This window comes from Neisseria yangbaofengii (assembly GCF_014898075.1).
Taxonomy (GTDB): domain Bacteria; phylum Pseudomonadota; class Gammaproteobacteria; order Burkholderiales; family Neisseriaceae; genus Neisseria; species Neisseria yangbaofengii.
In genome coordinates this window covers 2,155,026-2,176,622 of the sequence record NZ_CP062976.1, presented here as the reverse complement: position 1 = coordinate 2,176,622, position 21,597 = coordinate 2,155,026, and the positions used below count along the sequence as shown (strand labels likewise).

Genomic DNA, 21,597 nt, shown 5'->3' with positions numbered 1-21,597 from the left:
ATGACCCAAAACGCAAACAATCTCTGCTGGCTCGATATGGAAATGACCGGCCTCTATCCTGAAACCGACAAAATCATCGAAGTGGCGATGATTATCACCGACCAAGATTTGAATGTGTTGGCGCAGTCGGAAGTGTATGCCATTCATCAAAGCGATGAGGTATTGAACGCGATGGACGAATGGAACACGGCGACCCACGGCCGCACAGGGTTGACCCAACGGGTGCGCGGGTCAAGCTACACCGAAGCCGAAGTAGAGCAGAAATTACTCGATTTTATGGCCGGATGGATTCCGGAAAAAGCCACGCCGATGTGCGGCAACACCATTCATCAAGACCGCCGTTTTATGGTGAAGTACATGCCGCGCTTGGAAGCGTATTTCCATTACCGCAATCTTGATGTGTCCACTTTGAAAGAGTTGGCCAAACGCTGGCATCCTGCCGTGGCCAAAGGTGTGGTGAAACGCGGTTCGCATCAGGCGTTGGATGATATTTTGGAAAGCATCGAAGAAATGCGTTACTACCGCGAGCATTTTTTGAAATTGCCGCAATAGTTTGAACAGGCCGTCCGAATGTTAAGTTTCAGACGGCCTTTTATCATTCGGACATCAAACTGCGCTACAATCGTCGCACACTGTTGATAAAAGGTTGCCCCTATGACCTACCAATACCGCCAAACCCTACCCGATACGCCGCTGGATATTGTCGGCGATGTGCACGGTGAATTTGCCGCGCTGCAAAACCTGTTGCGCCATTTAGGCTACGATTCGGACGGCCGTCATCCCGAAGGGCGCAGGCTGGTGTTTGTCGGCGATTTGTGCGACCGCGGGCCGGACAGTCCGGCGGTGTTGAAGTGGGTGAAATGCGCGCAAGAGCAGGGCTTGGCCTATGTGGTGCTGGGTAATCACGAATTGAATATTCTGGCGGATGACCGCAAAGACGGATCGGGCTGGTTTTTTGATTCGCGTGCAGAAAAAGACGGGGTCAACTATGCGCCGTGGCAGCGTGCCGATGAAGCGGAAAAAAACGGGTTTACTGCATGGCTGGCCGAACAGCCGATTATTTGCGAGCGCGCCGATATCCGCATCATTCATGCCGCGTGGCTGCCGGAAATGTTCCCAAAGCTGGACGAAGCACAGGCGCATGGCGAAGATTTGATGACGCAATACCGCCGTTTCGACCAAGAATTGAAACAGCAGCTTCAGACGGCCTCATGGTATGAAGATTACCGCTACGAGCAGCAGCATTATGCGGAATTGGCGGAGAATCCCGACCGGACACCGCCGCCGATGCCCGCTACCGCGCAATATGATTTTGCCCGCGGCAAAGCGCATCCCTTGCGCGCCTTAACCAGCGGCGTGGAAAAATTGTCGTCGGAATTGTTTTATGCCGGCGGGCGTTGGCGCGGCACCAGCCGCTGCCCGTGGTGGGAAGATTATCAGGAAGATGTGCCGGTGGTCATCGGCCATTATTGGCGCACTTGGCAGCAGGATCCGAATAACGTTGCCGCCGAACGTAAATTGCTGCCTACGCAACCGACGGCATGGCACGGTGCGAAAAACAATGTGTTTTGCGTGGACTTTTCCATCGGAGCCAGTTGGCGCGTGCGCAAGTTTCCTGAAAAATATCCGCCGCAACAATTCCGCTTGGCCGCATTGCGTTGGCCGGAGCGCACCTTGATGTTTGACGATGGGGAAGTGATGGCGACAGATTAAAAGCCGCTTATGTCTGGCGGCTGGTTTAACTTTTGCTGATACGAAATATTGCGTTGACGGATACTTTAAGGCCGTCTGAAAAATGATTTTCAGACGGCCTTCGTTTTGCCAATCAATAAATTTACAAATCAAACACCGCGGTCACCGGTGCGTGGTCACTCGGACGCTCTTGGCCTCGTGCGGCCAAATCGACTGCTACGTCTTGCAACACGGCAGACAAGGCCGGGGAAATCAGCAGATGGTCGATGCGCAAGCCCAAGCCGCGTTGGAACATGGCACCGCGGTAGTCGAACCATGTGTAAAATGCGCCTTCGGGGTGGATTTGGCGCAGGCTGTCGGTTAAGCCTAAGTCGAGCAGGTTTTGAAACCATTGCCGTTCGATGCTGGAGCAATGGATTTTTTCATGCCATTTTTCGGGATCGTAGCAGTCGGCATCGGCAGGCGCGATGTTGAAATCACCGAGCAAAACCAATTTTTCATGGCGGGTCAGTTCATCGCGCACAAATTCGGTGAGCGCGGCAAACCATTGTTCTTTATATTGGAATTTCGGGCTGTCGAGTGCTTCGCCATTGACGCAGTAAACGTTGATCACGCGTACGCCGTTGATGGTGGCGGCAATCACGCGGCGTTGCGGGTCGTCGGGCAGGTCGGGCAGGCCGGTGTGGACATCTTGTGGTTCGGTACGGCTGATAATCGCTACGCCGTTGTAGGTTTTTTGGCCGCTCCAAACGGTGTGCCAGCCCATCATTTGCAGGGCAGCGGCGGGGTATTTGTCTTGGTCGAGTTTGAGCTCTTGCAAGACCAAGACATCGGGTTGGTGTTCGGCCAGCCGGTTTTGCACTTGCGGCAGGCGCACGTTGAGGGAATTGACGTTCCAAGTGGTGACTTTCATGGGGGTTCCGTGTGTGGGAGAATAGACCGTCTGAACATTGAAGCCGAAAAAACAGCGCGGTTGGCTGACAAACCGCGCTATTTTAACATTGATTTTGGTGGGTTTAAACTCAGGCAGCTTGTTGGCCGGCTTGTTTCAGGCTTTTGAGCGTGTGCAAAATCACGGCGGCTTCATCGGAAATCAAGCGGTATTCCAGCACGCGGTGGTAGCGGGTGAATTCGACCAAGCCTTCGCTGCGCAGTTTGGCTAAGTGGTTGGACACGGTGGCGGCGTGTTGGCCGGTGGCGGCGCATAGTTCATTGACGTTGCGATCGTCTTCGAGCAAGAGAAACAGGATGCTCATGCGCTCGGGCTGGGCGATGAGCTTTAATAGGGTTGAGAGACGTTGGTTTTCCATGGCTGTGTTTTGTGTTCGGTGGAGTGGACGCGGTTGTAAAAAGATGAAAAGACAGTCATTCTTTTTTCGGTTGTTGTGATATCAAACCGCTTGTTTTGATTGAGTTTAACATCAAATTTGTGCTTGCCTGTCCACTTAGTTTAAAAATATTGTAAAGAATTGTTAATGGTGAAAATTAAAAGACCGTTTGAAACATTTCAGACGGCCTTTGCGTGGATTCGGCACTTATTTTCGGGCAAAACCTTGTTTGTGCAAAAACGGCAGAATTTCAGGGCGGATTTCGCCTTTAAGTGATTCGGTCATTTGCTCGACCCAATCGGTGTCCATTTTGCTGCGTTCTTGATAATAGGCGCGGGTGAGGGTGCGGTAATCGGCCAGCACTTGGTTGTCGATCGGCTGATAATGGTTTTCGGAAACCATGGCCTCCAGCGGTAAACGCGGGCGCAACATCGGGTCTTGCGCCGGATGGCCGAGCGCCATGCCGAACATCGGTACCACGTGTTTCGGCAGCTTTAAGATTTCGGCGGTGCGGTTGATGTCGTTGCGGACGTAGCCGAGATATACGCCGCCCAAGCCCAGAGACTCGGCGGCCAACATCACGTTTTGCGCGATGATGCCGCAATCGACGGCGCCGATTAATACCATTTCCGTCCAATCCAGTTGCGACTCAGGGGCAAAAGATTGGTGTTTGGCAAAGTCGAAACAGAAAATCAGCAGTTCGGCACAGGTGTCGATGCTGCTCAACGCGCGGCCGATGTCGCGGATTTGGAGGCGTACTTCGGGATCGGTGACGCGGATAATGTGGGTGCTTTGGAAAAAGTTGGACGTCGAACCGGCGCGGCCGGCGTTTAAAATAGCAGTGAGTTGTTCGCTGCTGACGGGCTCGTCGGTAAACTTGCGGATAGAGCGGTGCGCCAAGGCGGTTTCGATAACGGGTTTGCTGGATAATGTCATGATTTTCCTTTCTGTTTTATTGGGTATGTAAGGCCTTCTGAAAAAGATGGTTTGGGTCATGACGATTTTCAGACGGTCTTGATGTTGTGTTTTAGAAGGTTTAAGCGGCCGTGTCCAAACCCCCTCCCTTGGTTTAGAGAGAGGGACGGGTTGCTGAAACCGCAAAACTTTCCTACTAAATCGGTTTACGCCAATTTCAATGCCAGTTCGGCCAAGCGTTTGCCTTGGGCAAAAGCCAATTCGTTTTCATCGGTGCTTAATGCTGTACCGCCGTCTCGCCCGGTCACATGCGATGCGCCATAAGGAGTGCCGCCGCTTTGGGTGTGGCTGAGGGTGTTTTCGCTAAACGGGATGCCGCTGATGACCATGCCGTGATGCAAAAGTGGCAGCATCATGGTCAGCAGGGTCGACTCTTGGCCGCCGTGCAGAGAACTGCTGCTGGTGAACACGGTGGCCGGTTTGCCGGATAATTCTGCGCCCAGCCATTGCGGAACCGTACCGTCGATAAAGTATTTCATGGCGGCGGCCATGTTGCCGAAACGGGTCGGGCTGCCCAATGCCAAGCCGGCGCAGTTTTTCAAATCATCCGCAGTGGCGTAGGGGGCGCCGCTGTCGGGGATGTCGCTTTCTACCGCTTCGCACACGGTGGAAACTTTCGGCACGGTGCGCAGCACGGCTTCGCATCCGGCCACGCTTTCGATGCCGCGGGCGATTTGGCGGGCGAGATTGAGCGTGCTGCCGTTTTGGCTGTAGAACAAAACTAAAATGTTAAGGAAAGTTGGGTTCATGGCGTGATTCCGTTACAATGGCTTAATCAAACTGCTTTTCAGACGGCCTAAAGGGAAGGCCGTCTGAAAAATCATCATCATACAGTACATTAAGGAAAAGAGTATGCCGTTTTTAAAATGGTGGCAAGGCTTGTCGGAAAATAAAATGGTCGGTTTTTTGATGTTTGTGTTCGACCGTTTCAATAACGAACGCGTGCCGCAAGTGGCATCGAGCCTGACCTTTACTACGTTGTTGGCCTTGGTGCCGGTGTTGACGGTGATGTTGGTGGTGGTGTCGGCTTTTCCGGTGTTTGACCAGTGGACAACGTCGTTTGTCGAATTCATCAACCGTACCATCGTGCCGCAAGGTGCGGATGTGGTGTTTGAATACCTGAATCAATTTAAAGACAAAGCCAGCAAATTGACCGCCATTGGCAGCGTGATGTTGTTTGTGACCTCGTTGATGTTGGTGCAAACCATCGACAGCGCATTTAACCGTATTTGGAACGTGCACACGCAGCGGCCGTTGATGCGCCAATTTTTGGTGTATTGGGCGTTGCTGACGTTCGGCCCTTTGTCGCTGGGTGTGAGTTTGTCGCTGATTGTCGGCGCGGTAAACGGCTTGGGTTTGGAACACATTTCGCCGGTGTTGGCCGAAGCGGTCAGATTTTTGATGTCTTTGTTCTTCAGCACGGCCTTGCTGTGGGCGCTATACCGCTTTGTGCCGCACCGTTTTGTGCCGGCCAAACACGCGTTAATCGGCGCGGTGGTGACGGCGTTTGCTTTGCAGATTGCGCGCTATATTTTTGCGTGGTATATGAGCAATTTCGACGGCTATAAATCAATTTACGGTGCGTTTGCGGCAATTCCGTTTTTCTTGGTGTGGTTGAATTTGCTCTGGTCGATGGTGTTGGCAGGCGCAGTGTTGACGTCTTCGCTGTCGTATTGGCGCGATAATGCGTTTCGCCGTAATTTCGATTCTTCCGGCCGATTTGATGATGTGTTGAAAATCCTGTTGTTGCTCGATGCGGCGCAGCAGGAAGGCAAAGCCATGTTGGTACAGGAATTGCGCGGCCACATCAACATGGGCTACGACGAGTTGGGCGAACTTTTGGAAAAACTGGCGCGCCATGGTTATGTGTATTCGGGCAAACAGGGCTGGGTGTTGAAAACCAGTGCGGATAAAATCGATTTGGCCGAATTGTTTAAGATTTTTGTGTACAGTCCGTCGTATGTGAAGAAAGACAAGGTTAACGCCGCCGTCGATAAAATCATGCAGCCTTGCGTCGAAACCATGAACATGACTTTGGCCGAATTCCGTGTGCACACGGATAATCAGGATAAGTCTGTTACGGCCTTAAAGAAAATTTTTGACGATGTATAATATTCAGCCGGGACCTTTGCAAAATCCCTAGAGTCGGGGGCAGTTTGAAGTAGGCAAACGCAGAAAGCGCAGACATATCATTAAAAGGCCAGGCTTTCGGGCAGCGCATAACGAAAAATGTGCCAAAGATAGGGATTTTGCAAAGGTCTCAGGCCGTCTGAAAATAGTTTTTTCAGACGGCCTTCATTAATTCTAAATTCGAACTCAAATCCGCCATGAAAACCACCGCTTTTGTTTCCCTCATGCTCGCCACGTCTTCAGCCTTTGCCGCCCACGGTTTAGGTTTGGGGCAGCCGCCGAAGTATCCGCCGCATTTCAAAGCCTTTGATTATGTGAACCCGAATGCGCCCAAAGGCGGCACGTTGACGCTGCCGGTGCAGGGCGGGTTTGACACGCTCAATCCGTTTACGCTCAAGGGCGACCATGAAGCGGGGGTGGTGGCCTTGACGCTGGATACGCTGATGGAAAAAAGCTTGGATGAGCCGTTTGCCATGTATGGCTTGTTGGCAGAGGATGTCAGCTTGGCTTCAGACGGCCTGTCGGTCACGTTTAAGCTCAACCCGAAAGCACGTTTTCACAACGGCGAGCCGGTATTGGCCAAAGACGTGGCCGCTTCGTTCAAAACTTTAACTCAAGACAAAGCCGCCGCGCCGATGTATAAATTTTACTGGAGCGATGTCGCCAAAGTGGACACGCCCGAAGCGCGCACGGTGGTGTTTCGCTTCAAGAAGAAAAACGCCGAATTGCACATGATTTTGGGCGAACTGCCGGTGTTTTCACACAAAAGCTATCCGCAAGGGTTGGCAGCGTCGGCCAACGCCATACCCATCGGCTCCGGCCCTTACCGCTTTGTCCGCGTTGACAGCGGCCGTTTGAGCGAATACCGTCGCGATAAAAATTACTGGGCGCGGAATTTGCCGGTGCGCAAAGGGCGGTATAACTTCGATACCGTGCGCTTTAGGTATTTCAAAGACGACAGCGTGCGCATTGAAGGCATTAAGGGCGGCCGGTATGATTTTGTGCAGGAAAACGTCGCCCGCAATTGGGCGCGCGCCTACCCTGATGACATACTGAAAAAACGCGGCTTGGGCAAACACGAATGGCAGCACGGCAATACCGCCGGTATGCAGGGCTTTGTGATGAACCAGCGCCGCAAGCCGTTTGACAATGTTTTGGTGCGCCAAGCGATGGTGGAAAGCTTTGATTTTGAAAACACCAACACCAAGCTGTTTTACGGCGCATATCGGCGCAGCAACAGCTTTTTCACCAACAGCGCGATGGAGGCCGCAGGCAAACCGAGCGGCGCGGAATTGGTGTTGCTGAACACGGTGAAAACGCGGTTGCCGCAGGCGGTGTTGACGCAAAACGTGCCGCAGCCGCCGGTGGTGGATCCGCAAATCGGTGTACGTCCGCAGCTTTTGAAAGCGCGTGCATTATTGCTACAAGCAGGCTACCGTTATCAAAACGGCAAGCTGGTGGACAAACAGGGTAGGTTGCTGATGTTTGAATTTTTAAGCCCGAGCAAAACCTACGAGCGTGTTACCGCTAAATGGCAGCGTGATTTGGCCAAAATCGGCGTGGGCATGACCATACGCATTGCTGATCCGGCAGTGTTTCAAAAACGCATGAATGCGTTTGACTACGACATGACGATTGTGGCGTATGCCAACAGCGAAAGCCCCGGCAATGAGCAGTTTAACTATTTCAGTTGCGAAGCGGCGAAAACCGAAGGCAGCCGCAATTGGGCGGGCGTGTGTGATCCGGCGGTGGATGTGTTGCTCAAACGCTTTGAAAATTTCAGCAGCCGCGAAGAATTGACAATCTCTTCCCACGCTTTGGATCGGGTGTTGCGCCATCAATATATTGTCGTGCCCAATTGGTTCAGCGACCGCTATCGCGTGGTTTACCGTGACAATCTGGGCATTCCAAGCATCTTGCCGAAATATTACAGCCCGCTGGATTGGGTACTCAGCTCGGCGTGGATAAAACCGTAAGGCGGTTGGGCTTACGGTAAAGGGTAAAAAATACAGATAAGCGGTTATTTTTATTGTAAATAATATTATTTGGTTTATAATGATGGAAAAAATGCAGTATGAATAAGTGCTGCTGAAACCAATAAATATATACAGTGAATCCACTTTAAATAGTACGGCGTTGGTTCGCCTGGCCGTATTGTCTATACTGTCTCCGGCCCGCCGCCTTGTCCTATTTTAAAGTGAATCCGCTATAATTACGTGGAAAATGCAATGAATGCTTCTTTTAATCTTTCAGACGGCCTGTTTGTTTATCTATGGTGGGCGATTCCTGTAGCTTTGGCGGCCATACTGGCTAAAACCCATTGGTTGAGAAATTTTACCGCGCGCTTTGCCGTAAATGTGCGCGCCAAATGCTTATTGGAGGCCAAAAACTACCACGCTTTTCCGAATTTGGATGTGTGCTGCGCCGGCGAGCATGAGCAAATCGATTGCGTGTATGTGTCTCGCTTTGGTATTTTTGTGGTGAATACGCCGAACCGGCAAGGCCGCATTTGGGGTGACGACGGTAATGGCATGTGGACGTGTAAGCTGCATAAAAATCAAGCCCGATTCGAAAACCCGTTGTTGAAAAACCAGCAATATATTCAGGCATTGGCGGATCAATTATCGGTGTCGCAGAAAATGTTTTATTCGGTGGTGGTGTTTCCCAAACATTGCTGTTTTCAAACCATGATGCCGGATAATGTGTTGGACATCAGCGATTTTAAAGAATTTGTCGCGCAATATGATGAAGTGGTGTTTACCGATGAAGAAGTCACCGAGATTCGTGCCTCGTTGGAAAACAGCGAATTTGATGTGGTGTTTAACTGTGTAGGTTTTGGTGCTTAAGCCGGTGAATGAAATATAGTGGATTCACTTTAGAATAGGACAAGGCGTCGATCCGGAGACAGTATAGACAATACGGCCAGGCGAACCAACGCCGTACTATTTTATAGTAGATTCACTATAAATCATTAAAAGGCCGTCTGAAAGTTTATCTTTCAGACGGCCTTTTGATTGAATCAATTAACGCTTCACGCCGCTTAAACGCGCCCAGCCTTCATCGATTTCGGCATGTTCGATGTCGAACCATTGGCCGTAGATTTCGCTTAATTCCTCCACTTGCTCGTCTAGCAAGCCCGATAAAATAATGCGCCCGCCCGATTTGGTGCGGCCGGCCAGTATTTCTCCGAGCATACGCAAAGGATTGGCCAGAATATTGGCCACCACGACATCAAACTGGCCTTCGGGCAGGGCATCCGGCAGATAGAATTGCGCTTGCACATTGTTTTGGCCGGCATTGGCTCCGCTGGCGCGGATGGCTTGTTCGTCAATATCCACACCCACCGCCGATCCTGCGCCCAGTTTCAAGGCGGCAATCGCCAAAATGCCTGAGCCGCAGCCGTAATCCAATACGCTTTCGCCGCCTTTTAATTGCGCATCCAGCCATTGCAGACACAGGCGGGTGGTCGGGTGGCTGCCGGTGCCGAAGGCTAAGCCGGGGTCAAGTTGCAGGTTTACGGCGTTTTCATCGGGGGCATCGTGCCAAGAAGGGGTAATCCACAGGCGATCCGAAATTTGAATCGGGTCAAATTGGGCTTGGGTTAGGCGCACCCAGTCTTGATCTTCCAAGATTTCGGCGGAGTAGTTTAAGTCGGTCAGACCGCAGGCTTGTGCAGCAGTATTGATTACGGCAGCGGCATCATCGCATTCGCCAAACAGGGCAATCACTTTGCTTTGCTGCCAGATTTGCTCGGTCGGCATGCCCGGTTCGCCGAAAATGGCCTGTTCGTTCTCGGTGCCGGCGTAGGCATCTTCAATGGCGGCAGAAAGCGCGCCGTGTTCCATTAAAGCATCGGCCAACGGTTCGGCAACAGTGTCTTTAACAGCGAGGGTAATTTGTTGGTATGGCATAATCGGTCTCTATCGGGATAGGCCGTCTGAAACGGTAAACGGCATCTTCAGACGGCAATGAGTGAAATAGGTTTATTGTAACGGATGCGCGCGGATTGAAAAAGGCCGTCTGAAAGACAGGGCGGCTTCCCTTCGTTTCAGACGGCCTTGATGATTATCCGCTTACTTCCCGGCTAGTTCGGCTTGGCGTTGCGCCAACCATTTTTCCAAATAGTGAATGCTTACGCCGCCTTGGGCAAAGCCTTCGTCTTTGAACAAATCGCGGTGCAGCGGTGCGTTGGTTTTGATGCCGGTTACAGCCAATTCGGCCAGCGCTACACGCATTTTCGCCATTGCTTGTTCGCGGTTCTTGCCGACCACGCAGATTTTACCGATCAAGCTGTCGTAAAACGGAGGGATACGGTAGCCTTGGTAGATGTGGCTGTCAACGCGGATGCCCAAGCCGCCCGGTAAGTGGCAGCTTTCAATCAAGCCCGGGCTGGGAATGAAGTTGTACGGGTCTTCGGCATTGATACGGCACTCAAAAGCGTGGCCTTCGATTCGGATGTCGTCTTGGGTGTATTGCAACGGCAGGCCGCCGGCGATGCGGATTTGCTCTTGTACGATGTCTACGCCGGTAATCAGTTCGGTCACGGGATGCTCGACCTGAACGCGGGTGTTCATCTCGATAAAGAAGAATTCGCCGTCTTCGTACAAAAATTCAAAGGTACCCGCGCCGCGATAACCGATGCGTTTGCAGGCATCGGCGCAAGCCTGGCCGATTTTGGCACGCTCTTCCGGCGTGATGCCCGGTGCAGGGGCTTCTTCGACGACTTTTTGGTGGCGGCGTTGCAAAGAGCAATCGCGCTCGGCCAAATAAATCGCATTACCGTGTTCGTCGGCCAACACTTGAATTTCCACGTGGCGCGGACGTTGCAGATAACGCTCCATATACACCATCGGGTTGCCGAATGCGGCACCGGCTTCGGTTTTGGTCATTTCGACCGAGCGAATCAGGTCTTCTTTTTTCTCAACCACGCGCATACCGCGGCCGCCGCCGCCGCCCGATGCTTTAATAATTACCGGAAAACCGACTTTATCGGCGATTTTCAGGATCTCTTCGTCATTATCAGGCAAGGCGCCGTCCGAACCCGGTACGCAAGGCACACCGGCTTCAATCATGGCGTGTTTGGCAGAAACTTTGTCACCCATCAGGCGGATGGTGTCGGCTTTGGGACCGATAAAGGTAAAGCCGGATTGCTCCACTTGTTCGGCAAAATTGGCATTTTCCGCCAAGAAACCGTAGCCGGGGTGAATGCCGTCGGCACCGGTGACTTCGGCGGCGGCAATCAACGCGGGGATATTCAGGTAGCTTTGTGCGGAATTGGCAGGACCGATACACACAGATTCGTCGGCCAATTTGACGTGCAGGCTGTCTTTGTCGGCTTCGGAATGCACGGCAACGGTGGCAATGCCCATTTCGCGGCAGGCACGCAGAACGCGCAGGGCGATTTCACCGCGGTTGGCGATTAATACTTTGTTCAACATAATGATTTTCCTGTATTTTTCAGATGGCCTTTTGATCAGGATGCCGTCTGAAAATGTTTATGCTTCAAATGTTCCGAAAAGTTTCAGACGGCCTATTTTTGTCAGGCCGTCTGAAAGCGGATTATTCGATGATAAACAATGGTTCGCCAAATTCCACAGGGGTGGCGTTTTCCACCAGAATTTCTTTGACCACGCCCGATTTCTCGGCTTCGATTTCGTTCATCAGCTTCATGGCTTCGATGATGCACAAGGTATCGCCGGCTTTCACGCTTTGGCCGACTTCCACAAACGGCTTGGCGTTCGGGCCGGGGGCGCGGTAGAAAGTGCCGACCATTGGTGATTTTTGGGCATCAGCCAAATTGCGTGCAGGTGCTTCTGCAACAGGTGCGGCAACGGCCGCCGGAGCAGCGGTCACGGCGGTAGGCGCGGCAACCGGAGCCGGAGCATAAACAGGTGCCGGAGCGGCGGTAGCACGGGTAATACGGACTTTTTCTTCGCCTTCGGTGACTTCGATTTCAGCGATACCGGATTCTTCAACTAAATCAATCAGTTTTTTCAGTTTGCGCAAATCCATTTTGGTTCCTTAATAAATAGAGACGGTCTGTTGCAGAGCCGTGTTACGTTAAATAGTTACATAGTGATGTTGAAATCAGATTGTGTTTGCCCGTTACCGTTGAATGCGGCAACAGACAAATGAGATAGAGAATATGCCGGCCGTAGCTGGAATTTAACCAAGGTATTTTCCCGAAGTTACGGCAAAATGTCTAGCAAAATATCGAAAAACCGCTTATTTTGGCGGTAAATGTCAAGAATCCAAAAGGAAGCCAAGATGGGTTTGTTAATGAGAGTATATATTCTAATCGGTTGGTTTTATAAGAAAACAGGCCGTCTGAAAAGAAGAAATATGCGTATAATAACGGCTGCTTTGGATTGTGAAAAAAATTATGGATATTGCTGATTTTGACTTTGAATTGCCGGAAAAATTAATCGCACAACACCCGCCCGAAGTGCGCGGCAGCAGCCGTTTGCTGGTGGCTTTGCCTGATATGCCGCTAAAAGATGCGTATTTTGCCGATTTGCCTGATTATGTCGAAGCCGGCGATGTGCTGGTGTTTAATAACACCAAAGTGATTAAAGCGCGTTTGTTCGGCCAAAAAGCCAGCGGCGGAAAAATCGAAGCGCTGATTGAGCGCGTTTTGGACGAACATACCGCCTTGGCGCATGTGCGCTCGTCAAAATCGCCCAAGCCGGGCACGGAATTGATTTTTGAAGGCGGAATTAAGGCGGTAATGGTTGAGCGGCAGGAGGAATTGTTCTGCCTGCGCTTTGATGGCACGCAAACGGTTTACGAATTATTAGAGCAAAACGGCCATTTGCCTTTGCCGCCTTACATTCAACGCGCGGCGGATGATAAAGACGACAGCCGTTATCAAACGGTTTACGCCAAGCATCAGGGGGCGGTGGCCGCGCCGACGGCCGGTTTGCACTTTACCGACGAACTGCTGGCGGCGTTGAGAGCCAAAGGCGTGGAAATGGCGGAAGTGACCTTGCATGTGGGGGCGGGTACGTTCCAGCCGGTGCGCGTGGGCAATATTGCCGATCATAAAATGCACAGCGAATGGTTTGAAGTGCCGTCTGAAACAGTAGCGGTGATTGAAGCGGCCAAAGCACGCGGTAATCGGGTGTGGTCGGTCGGTACCACGTCAATGCGGGCGTTGGAATCTGCAGCGCGGGAAACAGGCCGTCTGAAAGCCGGACAGGGCGATACCGATATTTTTATTACGCCGGGCTATCGTTTCAACGTGGTTGACCGCTTGATTACCAATTTTCATCTGCCGAAATCGACGCTGTTGATGCTGGTCAGCGCATTATCGGGCATGCAGCACATCCGTGATGTGTACCAACACGCCGTGACGCAGGAATACCGTTTTTTCAGCTATGGTGATGCGATGATTTTGGGGCGCGTTGAACATGCAGAAGATTAATTGGATGGCAACTATAGTGAATCCACTTTAAAATAGTACGGCGTTGGTTCGCCTGGCCGTATTATCTATACTGTCTCCGGCTCGCTGCCTTGTCTTATTTTAAAGTGAATCCACTATAAAAAGGCCGTCTGAAATGTTTCAGACGGCCTTTGCCTTTGTGTCGGCAGTTATTTCTTGGTTTTAGCATTATTGCCATAATCGGCATAAGCATAGTAATCATAGCTGCTGTTGTCTTCACGTTTCATGCCGTTTAAGATGACGCCTTTGATTTGGACATTGCTTTGCTTCAGACGGTCGGCGCTGATGTCCAATTCTTTGGCGGTGGTGTCGCCGTAGCGTGCCACTATCAGGGTGGTGCCGGCATGTTGGCCCACAATCGATGCATCGGTCACGGCCAATACCGGCGGGGTGTCGATGATGACGTAGTCAAAATGCGCTTGGGCATAAGCCAGCAATTCGTTGAAACGGTTGTCTAACAACAGTTCAGACGGGTTGCTTGGGTAGCCGCCATTGCCGATAACACTTAAGTTTTCAATGGCCGTGGCTTGTACGGCTTGGGCAGGCAATGCTTGGCCGGACAGAATATGGGTCAGACCAAACTCTGAATCGGTACCGAAGGATTGCTGTAAATAGCCTTTGCGCATATCGGCATCAATCACCAATACTTTTTTGCCTGATTGAGCCATCACCACGGCCAAGTTAGCCGAAATAAACGATTTGCCGGCCTCCGGTGCGGCACCGGTAATCATCAATACGTTGTTTTTGGCTTCCAACATGGAGAAGTAAATATTAGTGCGTAAAGCGCGCACGGCTTCGACGGCTACGTCGGTGCCTTCCTCATGAGCCAACAAATAAGCAGGGCGGTTCGATAATGATTTGAATCGGCCTTTTAATTTGTCGCGCTTTTGCTGGGTTTGCGAATGCGGTACCAGTGCGGTCACTTCCATATCCAAATCTTCGACTTCTTCCGAAGAGGTAATGCCGTTTCGCAAGCCGCCTCGGAGCAGGAGCCATAGTGCGGCAAGCGTACCGGCACCTAATGCGCTCAATAAAATAATCACGGCTTTGCGTGGCGCAATAGGGATTTCCGGCGGATAAGCATGGTCAACCACGCGCACATTGCCTTGTGCGCTGGCACGCATGATATTCAGCTCTTGCTGTTTGCTCAATAATTGCACATAAGTTGCTTGGTTGGTTTCCACATCTCGTGTCAGGCGGATCACTTCTTGTTGTGTATTCGGCAGGTTGGCAATTTGTTGGTTGATTTTGTTTTTGGCATTTTCCAAAACCGACAGTTTATCCAATACGGCTTTATAAGAAGGGTGCTCCGGCGTGTAGAGTTCGGCCAAACCGGCTTCTTCGGTACGCAGCATGGTGATTTGGGTTTCAATGCTGGTCAGGCTCTCTAATGCACCTTTGGATTCCAATGGAATATCCAGAGAGCCTGAGCTTTGGCGATAGGCATTGAGTTTATTTTCTGCGTCTTGCAATGTTTCTTTCAGACGTGGCAATTCTTCGCTGATGAATGCCAAGCCGCTGGAAGCAACTTGAATATCGCGTTCGCGGTTTTGCTCAACATAGTTATCGGCGATGCTGTTTAAGATAATGCTGGTTTTTTCAGGGTCGGTGCCGGTATAGGTCAGATTAATAATTGGGCTGGTTTTACCTTTGCTGGAAACACTCAGCTTAGTCTTCAGATTGGCGATAGCACTTGGTCTTGAGAATTTGGTTAACAAGAATTCTTGATCAGGATTGGCCAAAATCTGATCAATTTTCAACACGGTTTCATTGTTGATGCGTACCGGTGTGCCAACGCGGCCTTCAACGGCGCGTTCATCCGGCAGGGTCAAAATAAATGATTTATTGTTGCGTACGGTGAGTTTAATCGGTTGGTTGAACCATTCTTCTTCAACGGTAAAAGTGCTGACTTTCAATTCAGGCTTAAGGTCATTGCTTAGGTTATGGGCCAAACGACCGAAAACCGGAAAGAACTTAGGGGTAATTTCTTGATTCAAATGCAAATCATCAACTGTTTTTCCCAATACTAAACGTGATTGAATCAGTTCTAATTCCGCTTCCGAAGGTAAAGGCTCATTAGAAAAAATGCTGTTGATTTCGGTCAGAATCTGGTTTTGTTTGGTTTCGATTTCCAGCATGGCATCGGCGCGATAAACCGGCGTTGCAGCCAAGCTGAACAGGGCGCCCAATATACCGCCGGCCAAAACGGCTGCTGCGATTTTGTATTTATTCGCCCACAGGTTGTGTATGTGACGGCCGATATCGATTTCATCATTGGCGGCAGGTGCTGATGTTGTTGGTTTCGTCATCAGTTAACTTTCTTTTTAAAACTTAAAAGTAATCTTAATTCATGACTCGCGAATGTTCATGTATCCGGAAGTCACAAGGGGTTGTGTCGAGAGTCGTTTAGTTTTTGCGCCCATCTTTGCGCCGCTTCTTCGAGCTGTTGAAAAACGGCTTCAAACATTTCCGGGCTTTGGCGGAAGGGATCGGGAACCGTTTTTTTGTTTAACCATTGGGCAAACAAAATGGTTTTGCTGCGGGCAGAGGGTTGGATATCGGCCACTTTGTCGATTTGCTCCGGTTCCATCACCAAAATCAAATCGGCTTTATCACATATTTCATCAGTTAATTGCCGCGCGGTATGGCCGGCAACAACCACACCGTGTTTCAGCGCGGTTTTGATGGCTTGGAAATCGGCATCTTTTCCGGTGAGTGCCTGAATACCTGCCGAGCTGATGCGATGATTGGGCAGTTTTTTCTGCAAAATACGTTCGGCAGTCGGTGAGCGGCAGATATTTCCGTGGCAGACAATTAAAATATTTTGAAACATAAGCAGTTAGCAGTAAAACCTAATAATTAGTTACCAAATGTATTATCCAAAGAGTTGACATTACTGATGGAGTTGGTAATCAAAGAAACCACACGATTCCAGCGGGCAACCGGTGCGGCGGTTACATAAATCACGTCTTCTGCGCGCAATTTGAATTCGCTGCCAACGGCATAGGCAGTGGCATCACGCAAATTGAGCTGATACACGTGAATCGGTTTTTCCAAATCACTCGGCGCTCGGCGAATCACAAAGACACCGGTAGCATCGGCATAGTTTTGGTTCATGCCGCCCGCATCACCCAAGGCTTGGGTTAAGTTCATACCGTGGTTGCCGATGGCCAGAGCGGTTTGACGGCCGACTTCACCCATCACGTATACTTTGCTGTTGCTGTTGTCCGGTACATAAATAATATCGCCGTTACTCAGCATATGGTTTTGCGACATATCGCCGTATTGCAACATGTTTTGCAGCGAAATGGTGCGGTCAACACCGTTATGCGTCCATTTGATATTTTGCGTATCGGCATTAGATGCTACGCCGCCGGCTTGGTTGATGGCATCCAAAATGGTCATCGGGATATTGGTAATCGGCAATTGTCCGGCTTGGGTAACGGCACCTGCAACCGATACGCGCTGTGAACGGAATTCAGTGACGTTAATCACGACTTGCGGATTTTTCAGATAACGGCGCAGACGGGAGGTTAAAATATTTTGCAGCTCATTAATGGTTTTGCCTTTGGCATGGATGCTGCCAATTAAAGGATAGGAAATGTAACCGCGCTCATCCACCCATGCGCCCCGGCTAACTTGATGGTTTTGCGGGTTGTTTTGTTGGACAGGGGAGTTTAAATCCGAATGCGCCCATACCATGATATTCAGGACGTCACCATTACCGACACGGTATTGATAGTTGGATTTTTGTTGGGCTAAGCTATGGTTAGTTTGAGCCTTGACGACCGGCTCGCGCATACGCTCAATCAGGTTGAGCGTGATAGGGAATACCGCTACGCGGTTGTCCAAATTGGTATCGGCCGCGGTTTCGTTTTCACCGTAAATAATGGTTTTCTTATTGGTTTTCAGTGAAGAACCGGGGATGATGGTTGTGCTGCTGCACCCGCCGGCAAAAATGAGGAATGATAAGCTGATTAAAGTAAGCTTTTTCATGTGTCAGGATGTCCTTGTCAATCTTAAGAAATTTCAAAGGCCGTCTGAAAGAAACGGCGGTGGTCTGTAGGTTCAGACGGCCTCTTGATGTTGCTGCCAAACCAAGTCGCAAATGTCGTCTTTTGGGTTGAAGCCGGTTGGTGCTTCCAACAATAAAGAACGAAGTGTGGCTTGGTCCATGTGCCGGCATGCAGACTCCATGCGTGCGAGTATGTCAGATAACTCAGGCCATGACAGCATTACTTCGCAGGCGGTCATGATACGCGGATGAGGGGTTTTCTGTACTTCATCGCCGATGAGCAGTTCTTCATACAGCTTTTCACCCGGGCGCAAACCGGTGATTTTGATTTCAATATCACCTTCGGGATGTAATGTATCTTTAATCTTTAAGCCGCTGAGGTTAATCATTTGTTTGGCAAGGTCGATGATTTTGACCGATTCGCCCATGTCCAACACAAACACATCACCGCCTTTACCCATCGCGCCGGCTTGAATCACCAATTGTGCTGCTTCCGGAATGGTCATGAAATAGCGGGTAATGTCTTGGTGGGTGAGGGTAATCGGGCCGCCGGCTGCGATTTGTTTTTCAAATACAGGCATAACCGAACCGGACGAACCCAATACGTTACCGAAACGTACCATGCAGAAACGGGTGTGTTGGTTTGGCTCGGCAGCCAATGCCTGCAAACAAAGCTCGGCCATGCGTTTGCTGGCGCCCATGGTGTTGGTCGGGCGCACGGCTTTGTCGGTCGAAATCAAAACAAAAGTATCGACATTGGCTTCAACCGCCGCTTGCGCGCAGAAGAGCGTGCCGAAAATATTGTTTTGAATGCCTTCGATAGTGTTGAATTCAACCATCGGCACATGTTTGTATGCCGCGGCATGGTAGACAGTCTCGACCCGGTAAGCACGCATGATGCTTAACAGACGATCCTTGTTTTGTACCGAACCCAACAGCGGCAATACTTCAATTTCACTGCCGGTTTCGGCTTGCGCCTCGCGCAATTCTTTGTCGATGCTGTACAAAGAAAATTCAGACAATTCAAATAACAGCAATTTGGCCGGACGGCAGCGCAAAATTTGCCGGCACAATTCAGAACCAATCGAACCGCCGGCACCGGTGACCATGACGATTTTGCCGGTGATATCCGCACGCATAAGATCGGCGCGTGGCTCAACAGGATCACGCCCCAACAAATCGACTACCGAGATTTTTTTCAAAGAACTGACGTTGATTTTGCCGTCAACCAAGTCTTTCATGCCCGGAATGGTCAAGACTTCGCATTTATATTTTTCCAAATGCGCAATAATCGCTTTGCGCTCTTCTTGCGTTGAGCTTGGAATCGCCAGCAAGATTTTTTCGACACCATAGCGGTCGATTAGGCTTTGAATTTGATTCGGTGCATAAACGGTTAAGTCATAAATGACGCTGCGCTGAATGCTTTTGTCATCATCGACAAAAGCCACGGCATTGTATTCGCGCACTTGCTTGATGGCTTCCAATAGTTGGCGGCCAGAGCGGCCGGCACCATAAATAATGACCGGTGTCATTTGTTTGGCTTGGCTGTCGGACAAAATCGCACGCAAAATCATGCGCGAGCTGGTGATTAACACCACCAAAAACAAGAAATAAACCAGCGGCAGTGCAAAGGTTAAGCGCTGCTCAAAAATCAGAATGCTGAGGAAAAAGACCGCAGCCGAAATGACGCTGCCAATCACGGCAGACGTTAATACGCGCGTGCTGACATAACGGGTAACCGCGCGGTAAAGACCCAAACGTACAAAAACAGTAATGCTTGCCGCCACAGTTACGATGAACGCCAGCCAGTTGGTTATGCTCAGCCATTCATCGGAATAATGGGATTTCAAGCTTTGGGCAAACCAAAAGGCAATGAAAATCATCGCCACATCATGAATGACAAAAAATGCCTTTTTCATGTTGCGGGGTAAAGCTAATAAGGTTTCCAAATTCATTTTGGTATTTTCTGAAAAATAGTAAAACTGTCGGTCAAACGATTTTTCAGACGGCCTTAAAGCGTGTGTGGGGCCGTCTGAAAAACAAGATGTTTACGCAGTTGCTTCTGTCAAAACCTCTTCAATATTCCGGCAGCAGAAAGCCATTTCTTCCGCAGTCAAAGTAGGGTGCACCAAGAACATCAAGCTGGTTTCGCCCAATTCGACGGCATTTTTCAAACGCTCTTTCGGGCGCCATGGTGTGCCTTCGAAAGCTTTTTCCAAGTACACTTCCGAGCAGCTGCCTTGATAAGCCGGTACTTTGCGTGCATTCAACTCATTGATGATGCGGTCGCGTGTCCAGCCTTCTTTCAAGTTTTCCGGTTTGACGAAAACGTAATATTTGTACTGCGCATGTTCGATGTAATCAGCAACTTCAACCAGACGGATGCTGCTGAATTTGCGGAACGATTGGGTTAATTGTTCGGCATTGGCTTGGCGTTTGGCCGTCCACTCCGGCATGCGTTTGATTTGAATGCGGCCGATGACGGCTTGCATTTCCATCATGCGCCAGTTGGTGCCGAAGCTTTCATGCAGCCAACGGAAACCCGGGGCGTGCTCGCGGCGGTAAACGGCATCGTAGCTTTTGCCGTGGTCTTTGTAAGACCACATTTTGTTCCACAAATCTTTATCGTTGGTAGTAACCATGCCGCCTTCGCCCCCGGTGGTCATGATTTTGTCTTGGCAGAACGACCATGCGCCAATATGCCCGATAGAGCCGGCCGATTTGCCTTTGTATTTGGCACCGTGTGCTTGCGCGCAGTCTTCAATGACCCATAATTTGTGTTCTTCTGCCAAAGCCATGATGTCGTCCATTTCGGCGGGCATACCGGCCAGATGCACCACAATAATCGCTTTGGTATTTGGGGTTAGCGCGGCTTTAATGGTTTCGGCGCTGATGTTTTGGCTGTTTAAATCAACATCGGCAAACACCGGATTGGCACCTGCGGTAACAATGGATGAAGCGGAAGCCAAAAAGGTACGTGAGGTCACAATGACATCATCACCCGCACCAATACCCATAGCTTTAAGTGCAACATCCAATGCCAACGTACCGTTTGACAATGCAACGGCATATTCAGTTCCAATATATTGGGCAAATTCTTTTTCAAATTCGCGGCATTCAGTGCCGGTCCAATAATTTACTTTGTTTGACAGCAGTACGCGTGATACTGCATCCGCTTCTTCTTGGGTGAAGCTAGGCCACGGAGAGAGAGAGGTATTAAGCATTTGCTTTTCCTGCAAAAAGGCTGGTTGAATTTTTCGGTGCCACTTCTTCCAGAATTTGACGATTGGTTAAAGTGTATTTTTGGCCGTTGATTTCAACGTAAGCACCATCGTAAGGCGGGAACCAGAATGCGCGAATTTTACGGTCTATATCGTCATCCGGTTGAATCTGCTTCATGGACTCCATTTCGTCTCGGCTTACATAACGGCCGCCGATATTTGGTGTAGTAGGCAGTTTTTCAGGGCTATTCACCGCTTGCATAATAATGCGTTGTGCGAAAGGCTCTAATACTTCCATGGATTTTTGCTCGAGTGATTGTGCCGTTTCAGTTTTCGAATCCATGGCAAAACGCTCAACTTCAATCAATTCGCCGGTATCAATGGAGGCATCAACGTAATGCGCGGAAATGCCCCATTCATTTAATGCATCCATAATGGCTAAATTGTAGCCACCAGTGCCTTTGTATTCAGGCAAAATAGCCGGATGGAAATTGATGGTGCCACGAGAGGGGGTAGTTAAAAATTCATCACGCAATTTGCGCCAGTACAAAATAGATAAGCCCAAATCATATTTCAGACGGCCTTCTTTCATTGCGGCCAGAGCGGTATCAAATGTATATAAAGGCAGACCTAATTTATTTGCGGCTGCCGTGGTGGGTGAGCCTTGTAAGTGGCTGTCTGTTAATACACCGGCAATTTCTACATTTGGCTGAGCCGACAAAAAAGTTAATAAACTTGCCGAGACTTGTTTACGGCCCATAAATAAAATTTTAATCATATTGATATTCCCAAAGT

The 21,597-nt window shown here is 50.1% G+C and carries 19 protein-coding genes; 6 read left to right on the top strand and 13 right to left on the bottom strand.

Features of this window, described 5'->3' with window-relative positions:
• On the top strand, nucleotides 1–552 hold the full coding sequence (gene orn / locus H4O27_RS10625; protein ID WP_165008753.1) for an oligoribonuclease: 552 nt from the start codon (nucleotides 1–3) through the stop codon (nucleotides 550–552).
• Between the two features lie 102 nt (nucleotides 553–654).
• The gene (locus H4O27_RS10620; protein WP_165008755.1) at nucleotides 655–1,713 is read left to right on the top strand and encodes a metallophosphoesterase; all 1,059 of its coding nucleotides are present in this window, start codon (nucleotides 655–657) and stop codon (nucleotides 1,711–1,713) included.
• Between the two features lie 121 nt (nucleotides 1,714–1,834).
• Here the strand turns inward: H4O27_RS10620 and xth are convergent, their stop codons facing one another.
• From xth to wrbA, 4 genes are all read right to left on the bottom strand, one after another.
• The gene (xth, locus tag H4O27_RS10615) at nucleotides 1,835–2,605 is read right to left on the bottom strand and encodes an exodeoxyribonuclease III (protein ID WP_165008757.1); all 771 of its coding nucleotides are present in this window, start codon (nucleotides 2,603–2,605) and stop codon (nucleotides 1,835–1,837) included.
• A gap of 109 nt (nucleotides 2,606–2,714) precedes the next feature.
• A complete protein-coding gene (locus H4O27_RS10610; RefSeq protein ID WP_165008759.1) occupies nucleotides 2,715–3,002 on the bottom strand; it encodes an ArsR/SmtB family transcription factor in 288 nt (95 codons plus the stop codon).
• Between the two features lie 225 nt (nucleotides 3,003–3,227).
• Entirely contained in the window at nucleotides 3,228–3,956 is a 729-nt protein-coding gene (gene nfsA, locus H4O27_RS10605) for an oxygen-insensitive NADPH nitroreductase (protein WP_165008761.1), read from the bottom strand.
• A gap of 185 nt (nucleotides 3,957–4,141) precedes the next feature.
• On the bottom strand, nucleotides 4,142–4,744 hold the full coding sequence (gene wrbA / locus H4O27_RS10600; protein WP_165008763.1) for an NAD(P)H:quinone oxidoreductase: 603 nt from the start codon (nucleotides 4,742–4,744) through the stop codon (nucleotides 4,142–4,144).
• Nucleotides 4,745–4,847: 103 nt separating this feature from the next.
• Here wrbA and H4O27_RS10595 point away from each other — a divergent pair, with 103 nt between their 5' ends.
• The 3 genes from H4O27_RS10595 to H4O27_RS10585 all read left to right on the top strand — a co-directional run bounded on the left by H4O27_RS10595 (nucleotide 4,848) and on the right by H4O27_RS10585 (nucleotide 8,971).
• On the top strand, nucleotides 4,848–6,107 hold the full coding sequence (locus H4O27_RS10595; protein WP_165008765.1) for a YihY family inner membrane protein: 1,260 nt from the start codon (nucleotides 4,848–4,850) through the stop codon (nucleotides 6,105–6,107).
• Nucleotides 6,108–6,322: 215 nt separating this feature from the next.
• Nucleotides 6,323–8,101, top strand: a complete 1,779-nt coding sequence (locus tag H4O27_RS10590) for an extracellular solute-binding protein (protein ID WP_165008767.1) — start codon at nucleotides 6,323–6,325, stop codon at nucleotides 8,099–8,101.
• 252 nt (nucleotides 8,102–8,353) lie between these two features.
• Nucleotides 8,354–8,971: a nuclease-related domain-containing protein gene (locus H4O27_RS10585; protein WP_165008769.1), complete on the top strand. Its 618-nt coding sequence runs from the start codon at nucleotides 8,354–8,356 to the stop codon at nucleotides 8,969–8,971.
• Nucleotides 8,972–9,148: 177 nt separating this feature from the next.
• Here the strand turns inward: H4O27_RS10585 and prmA are convergent, their stop codons facing one another.
• The 3 genes from prmA to accB all read right to left on the bottom strand — a co-directional run bounded on the left by prmA (nucleotide 9,149) and on the right by accB (nucleotide 12,137).
• A complete protein-coding gene (gene prmA / locus H4O27_RS10580; RefSeq protein WP_165008770.1) occupies nucleotides 9,149–10,036 on the bottom strand; it encodes a 50S ribosomal protein L11 methyltransferase in 888 nt (295 codons plus the stop codon).
• 162 nt (nucleotides 10,037–10,198) lie between these two features.
• Nucleotides 10,199–11,563, bottom strand: a complete 1,365-nt coding sequence (gene accC, locus H4O27_RS10575) for an acetyl-CoA carboxylase biotin carboxylase subunit (protein ID WP_165008771.1) — start codon at nucleotides 11,561–11,563, stop codon at nucleotides 10,199–10,201.
• Between the two features lie 121 nt (nucleotides 11,564–11,684).
• A complete protein-coding gene (gene accB, locus H4O27_RS10570) occupies nucleotides 11,685–12,137 on the bottom strand; it encodes an acetyl-CoA carboxylase biotin carboxyl carrier protein (RefSeq protein ID WP_165008772.1) in 453 nt (150 codons plus the stop codon).
• A gap of 370 nt (nucleotides 12,138–12,507) precedes the next feature.
• On the opposite strand from accB, the gene queA reads away from it, so the two are divergent.
• Nucleotides 12,508–13,548, top strand: a complete 1,041-nt coding sequence (queA, locus tag H4O27_RS10565) for a tRNA preQ1(34) S-adenosylmethionine ribosyltransferase-isomerase QueA (protein ID WP_165008773.1) — start codon at nucleotides 12,508–12,510, stop codon at nucleotides 13,546–13,548.
• Nucleotides 13,549–13,715: 167 nt separating this feature from the next.
• Here queA and H4O27_RS10560 read toward each other — a convergent pair whose 3' ends face one another.
• The 6 genes from H4O27_RS10560 to H4O27_RS10535 all read right to left on the bottom strand — a co-directional run bounded on the left by H4O27_RS10560 (nucleotide 13,716) and on the right by H4O27_RS10535 (nucleotide 21,580).
• Nucleotides 13,716–15,875 carry a polysaccharide biosynthesis tyrosine autokinase gene (locus tag H4O27_RS10560; protein WP_165008774.1) on the bottom strand — a complete coding sequence of 720 codons (2,160 nt, stop codon included), beginning with the start codon at nucleotides 15,873–15,875 and terminating at the stop codon, nucleotides 13,716–13,718.
• 71 nt (nucleotides 15,876–15,946) lie between these two features.
• Entirely contained in the window at nucleotides 15,947–16,399 is a 453-nt protein-coding gene (locus H4O27_RS10555; protein WP_165008775.1) for an arsenate reductase/protein-tyrosine-phosphatase family protein, read from the bottom strand.
• 26 nt (nucleotides 16,400–16,425) lie between these two features.
• The gene (locus H4O27_RS10550) at nucleotides 16,426–17,562 is read right to left on the bottom strand and encodes a polysaccharide export protein (RefSeq protein ID WP_165008776.1); all 1,137 of its coding nucleotides are present in this window, start codon (nucleotides 17,560–17,562) and stop codon (nucleotides 16,426–16,428) included.
• 72 nt (nucleotides 17,563–17,634) lie between these two features.
• A complete protein-coding gene (locus H4O27_RS10545; RefSeq protein ID WP_165008777.1) occupies nucleotides 17,635–19,536 on the bottom strand; it encodes a nucleoside-diphosphate sugar epimerase/dehydratase in 1,902 nt (633 codons plus the stop codon).
• A gap of 93 nt (nucleotides 19,537–19,629) precedes the next feature.
• Entirely contained in the window at nucleotides 19,630–20,805 is a 1,176-nt protein-coding gene (locus H4O27_RS10540) for a DegT/DnrJ/EryC1/StrS family aminotransferase (protein ID WP_165008779.1), read from the bottom strand.
• Nucleotides 20,798–21,580 carry a formyltransferase family protein gene (locus H4O27_RS10535; protein ID WP_165008781.1) on the bottom strand — a complete coding sequence of 261 codons (783 nt, stop codon included), beginning with the start codon at nucleotides 21,578–21,580 and terminating at the stop codon, nucleotides 20,798–20,800. The genes H4O27_RS10540 and H4O27_RS10535 overlap by 8 nt, the downstream gene beginning before the upstream one ends.
• Nucleotides 21,581–21,597 lie beyond the last annotated feature (17 nt).

Bases quoted from the DNA above. Each gene is read 5' to 3' on its own strand.
- orn (WP_165008753.1), top strand. From the start codon at position 1: ATGACCCAAAACGCAAACAATCTCTGCTGGCTCGATATGGAAATGACC.
- H4O27_RS10620 (WP_165008755.1), top strand. From the start codon at position 655: ATGACCTACCAATACCGCCAAACCCTACCCGATACGCCGCTGGATATT.
- xth (WP_165008757.1), bottom strand. From the start codon at position 2,605: ATGAAAGTCACCACTTGGAACGTCAATTCCCTCAACGTGCGCCTGCCG.
- H4O27_RS10610 (WP_165008759.1), bottom strand. From the start codon at position 3,002: ATGGAAAACCAACGTCTCTCAACCCTATTAAAGCTCATCGCCCAGCCC.
- nfsA (WP_165008761.1), bottom strand. From the start codon at position 3,956: ATGACATTATCCAGCAAACCCGTTATCGAAACCGCCTTGGCGCACCGC.
- wrbA (WP_165008763.1), bottom strand. From the start codon at position 4,744: ATGAACCCAACTTTCCTTAACATTTTAGTTTTGTTCTACAGCCAAAAC.
- H4O27_RS10595 (WP_165008765.1), top strand. From the start codon at position 4,848: ATGCCGTTTTTAAAATGGTGGCAAGGCTTGTCGGAAAATAAAATGGTC.
- H4O27_RS10590 (WP_165008767.1), top strand. From the start codon at position 6,323: ATGAAAACCACCGCTTTTGTTTCCCTCATGCTCGCCACGTCTTCAGCC.
- H4O27_RS10585 (WP_165008769.1), top strand. From the start codon at position 8,354: ATGAATGCTTCTTTTAATCTTTCAGACGGCCTGTTTGTTTATCTATGG.
- prmA (WP_165008770.1), bottom strand. From the start codon at position 10,036: ATGCCATACCAACAAATTACCCTCGCTGTTAAAGACACTGTTGCCGAA.
- accC (WP_165008771.1), bottom strand. From the start codon at position 11,563: ATGTTGAACAAAGTATTAATCGCCAACCGCGGTGAAATCGCCCTGCGC.
- accB (WP_165008772.1), bottom strand. From the start codon at position 12,137: ATGGATTTGCGCAAACTGAAAAAACTGATTGATTTAGTTGAAGAATCC.
- queA (WP_165008773.1), top strand. From the start codon at position 12,508: ATGGATATTGCTGATTTTGACTTTGAATTGCCGGAAAAATTAATCGCA.
- H4O27_RS10560 (WP_165008774.1), bottom strand. From the start codon at position 15,875: ATGACGAAACCAACAACATCAGCACCTGCCGCCAATGATGAAATCGAT.
- H4O27_RS10555 (WP_165008775.1), bottom strand. From the start codon at position 16,399: ATGTTTCAAAATATTTTAATTGTCTGCCACGGAAATATCTGCCGCTCA.
- H4O27_RS10550 (WP_165008776.1), bottom strand. From the start codon at position 17,562: ATGAAAAAGCTTACTTTAATCAGCTTATCATTCCTCATTTTTGCCGGC.
- H4O27_RS10545 (WP_165008777.1), bottom strand. From the start codon at position 19,536: ATGAATTTGGAAACCTTATTAGCTTTACCCCGCAACATGAAAAAGGCA.
- H4O27_RS10540 (WP_165008779.1), bottom strand. From the start codon at position 20,805: ATGCTTAATACCTCTCTCTCTCCGTGGCCTAGCTTCACCCAAGAAGAA.
- H4O27_RS10535 (WP_165008781.1), bottom strand. From the start codon at position 21,580: ATGATTAAAATTTTATTTATGGGCCGTAAACAAGTCTCGGCAAGTTTA.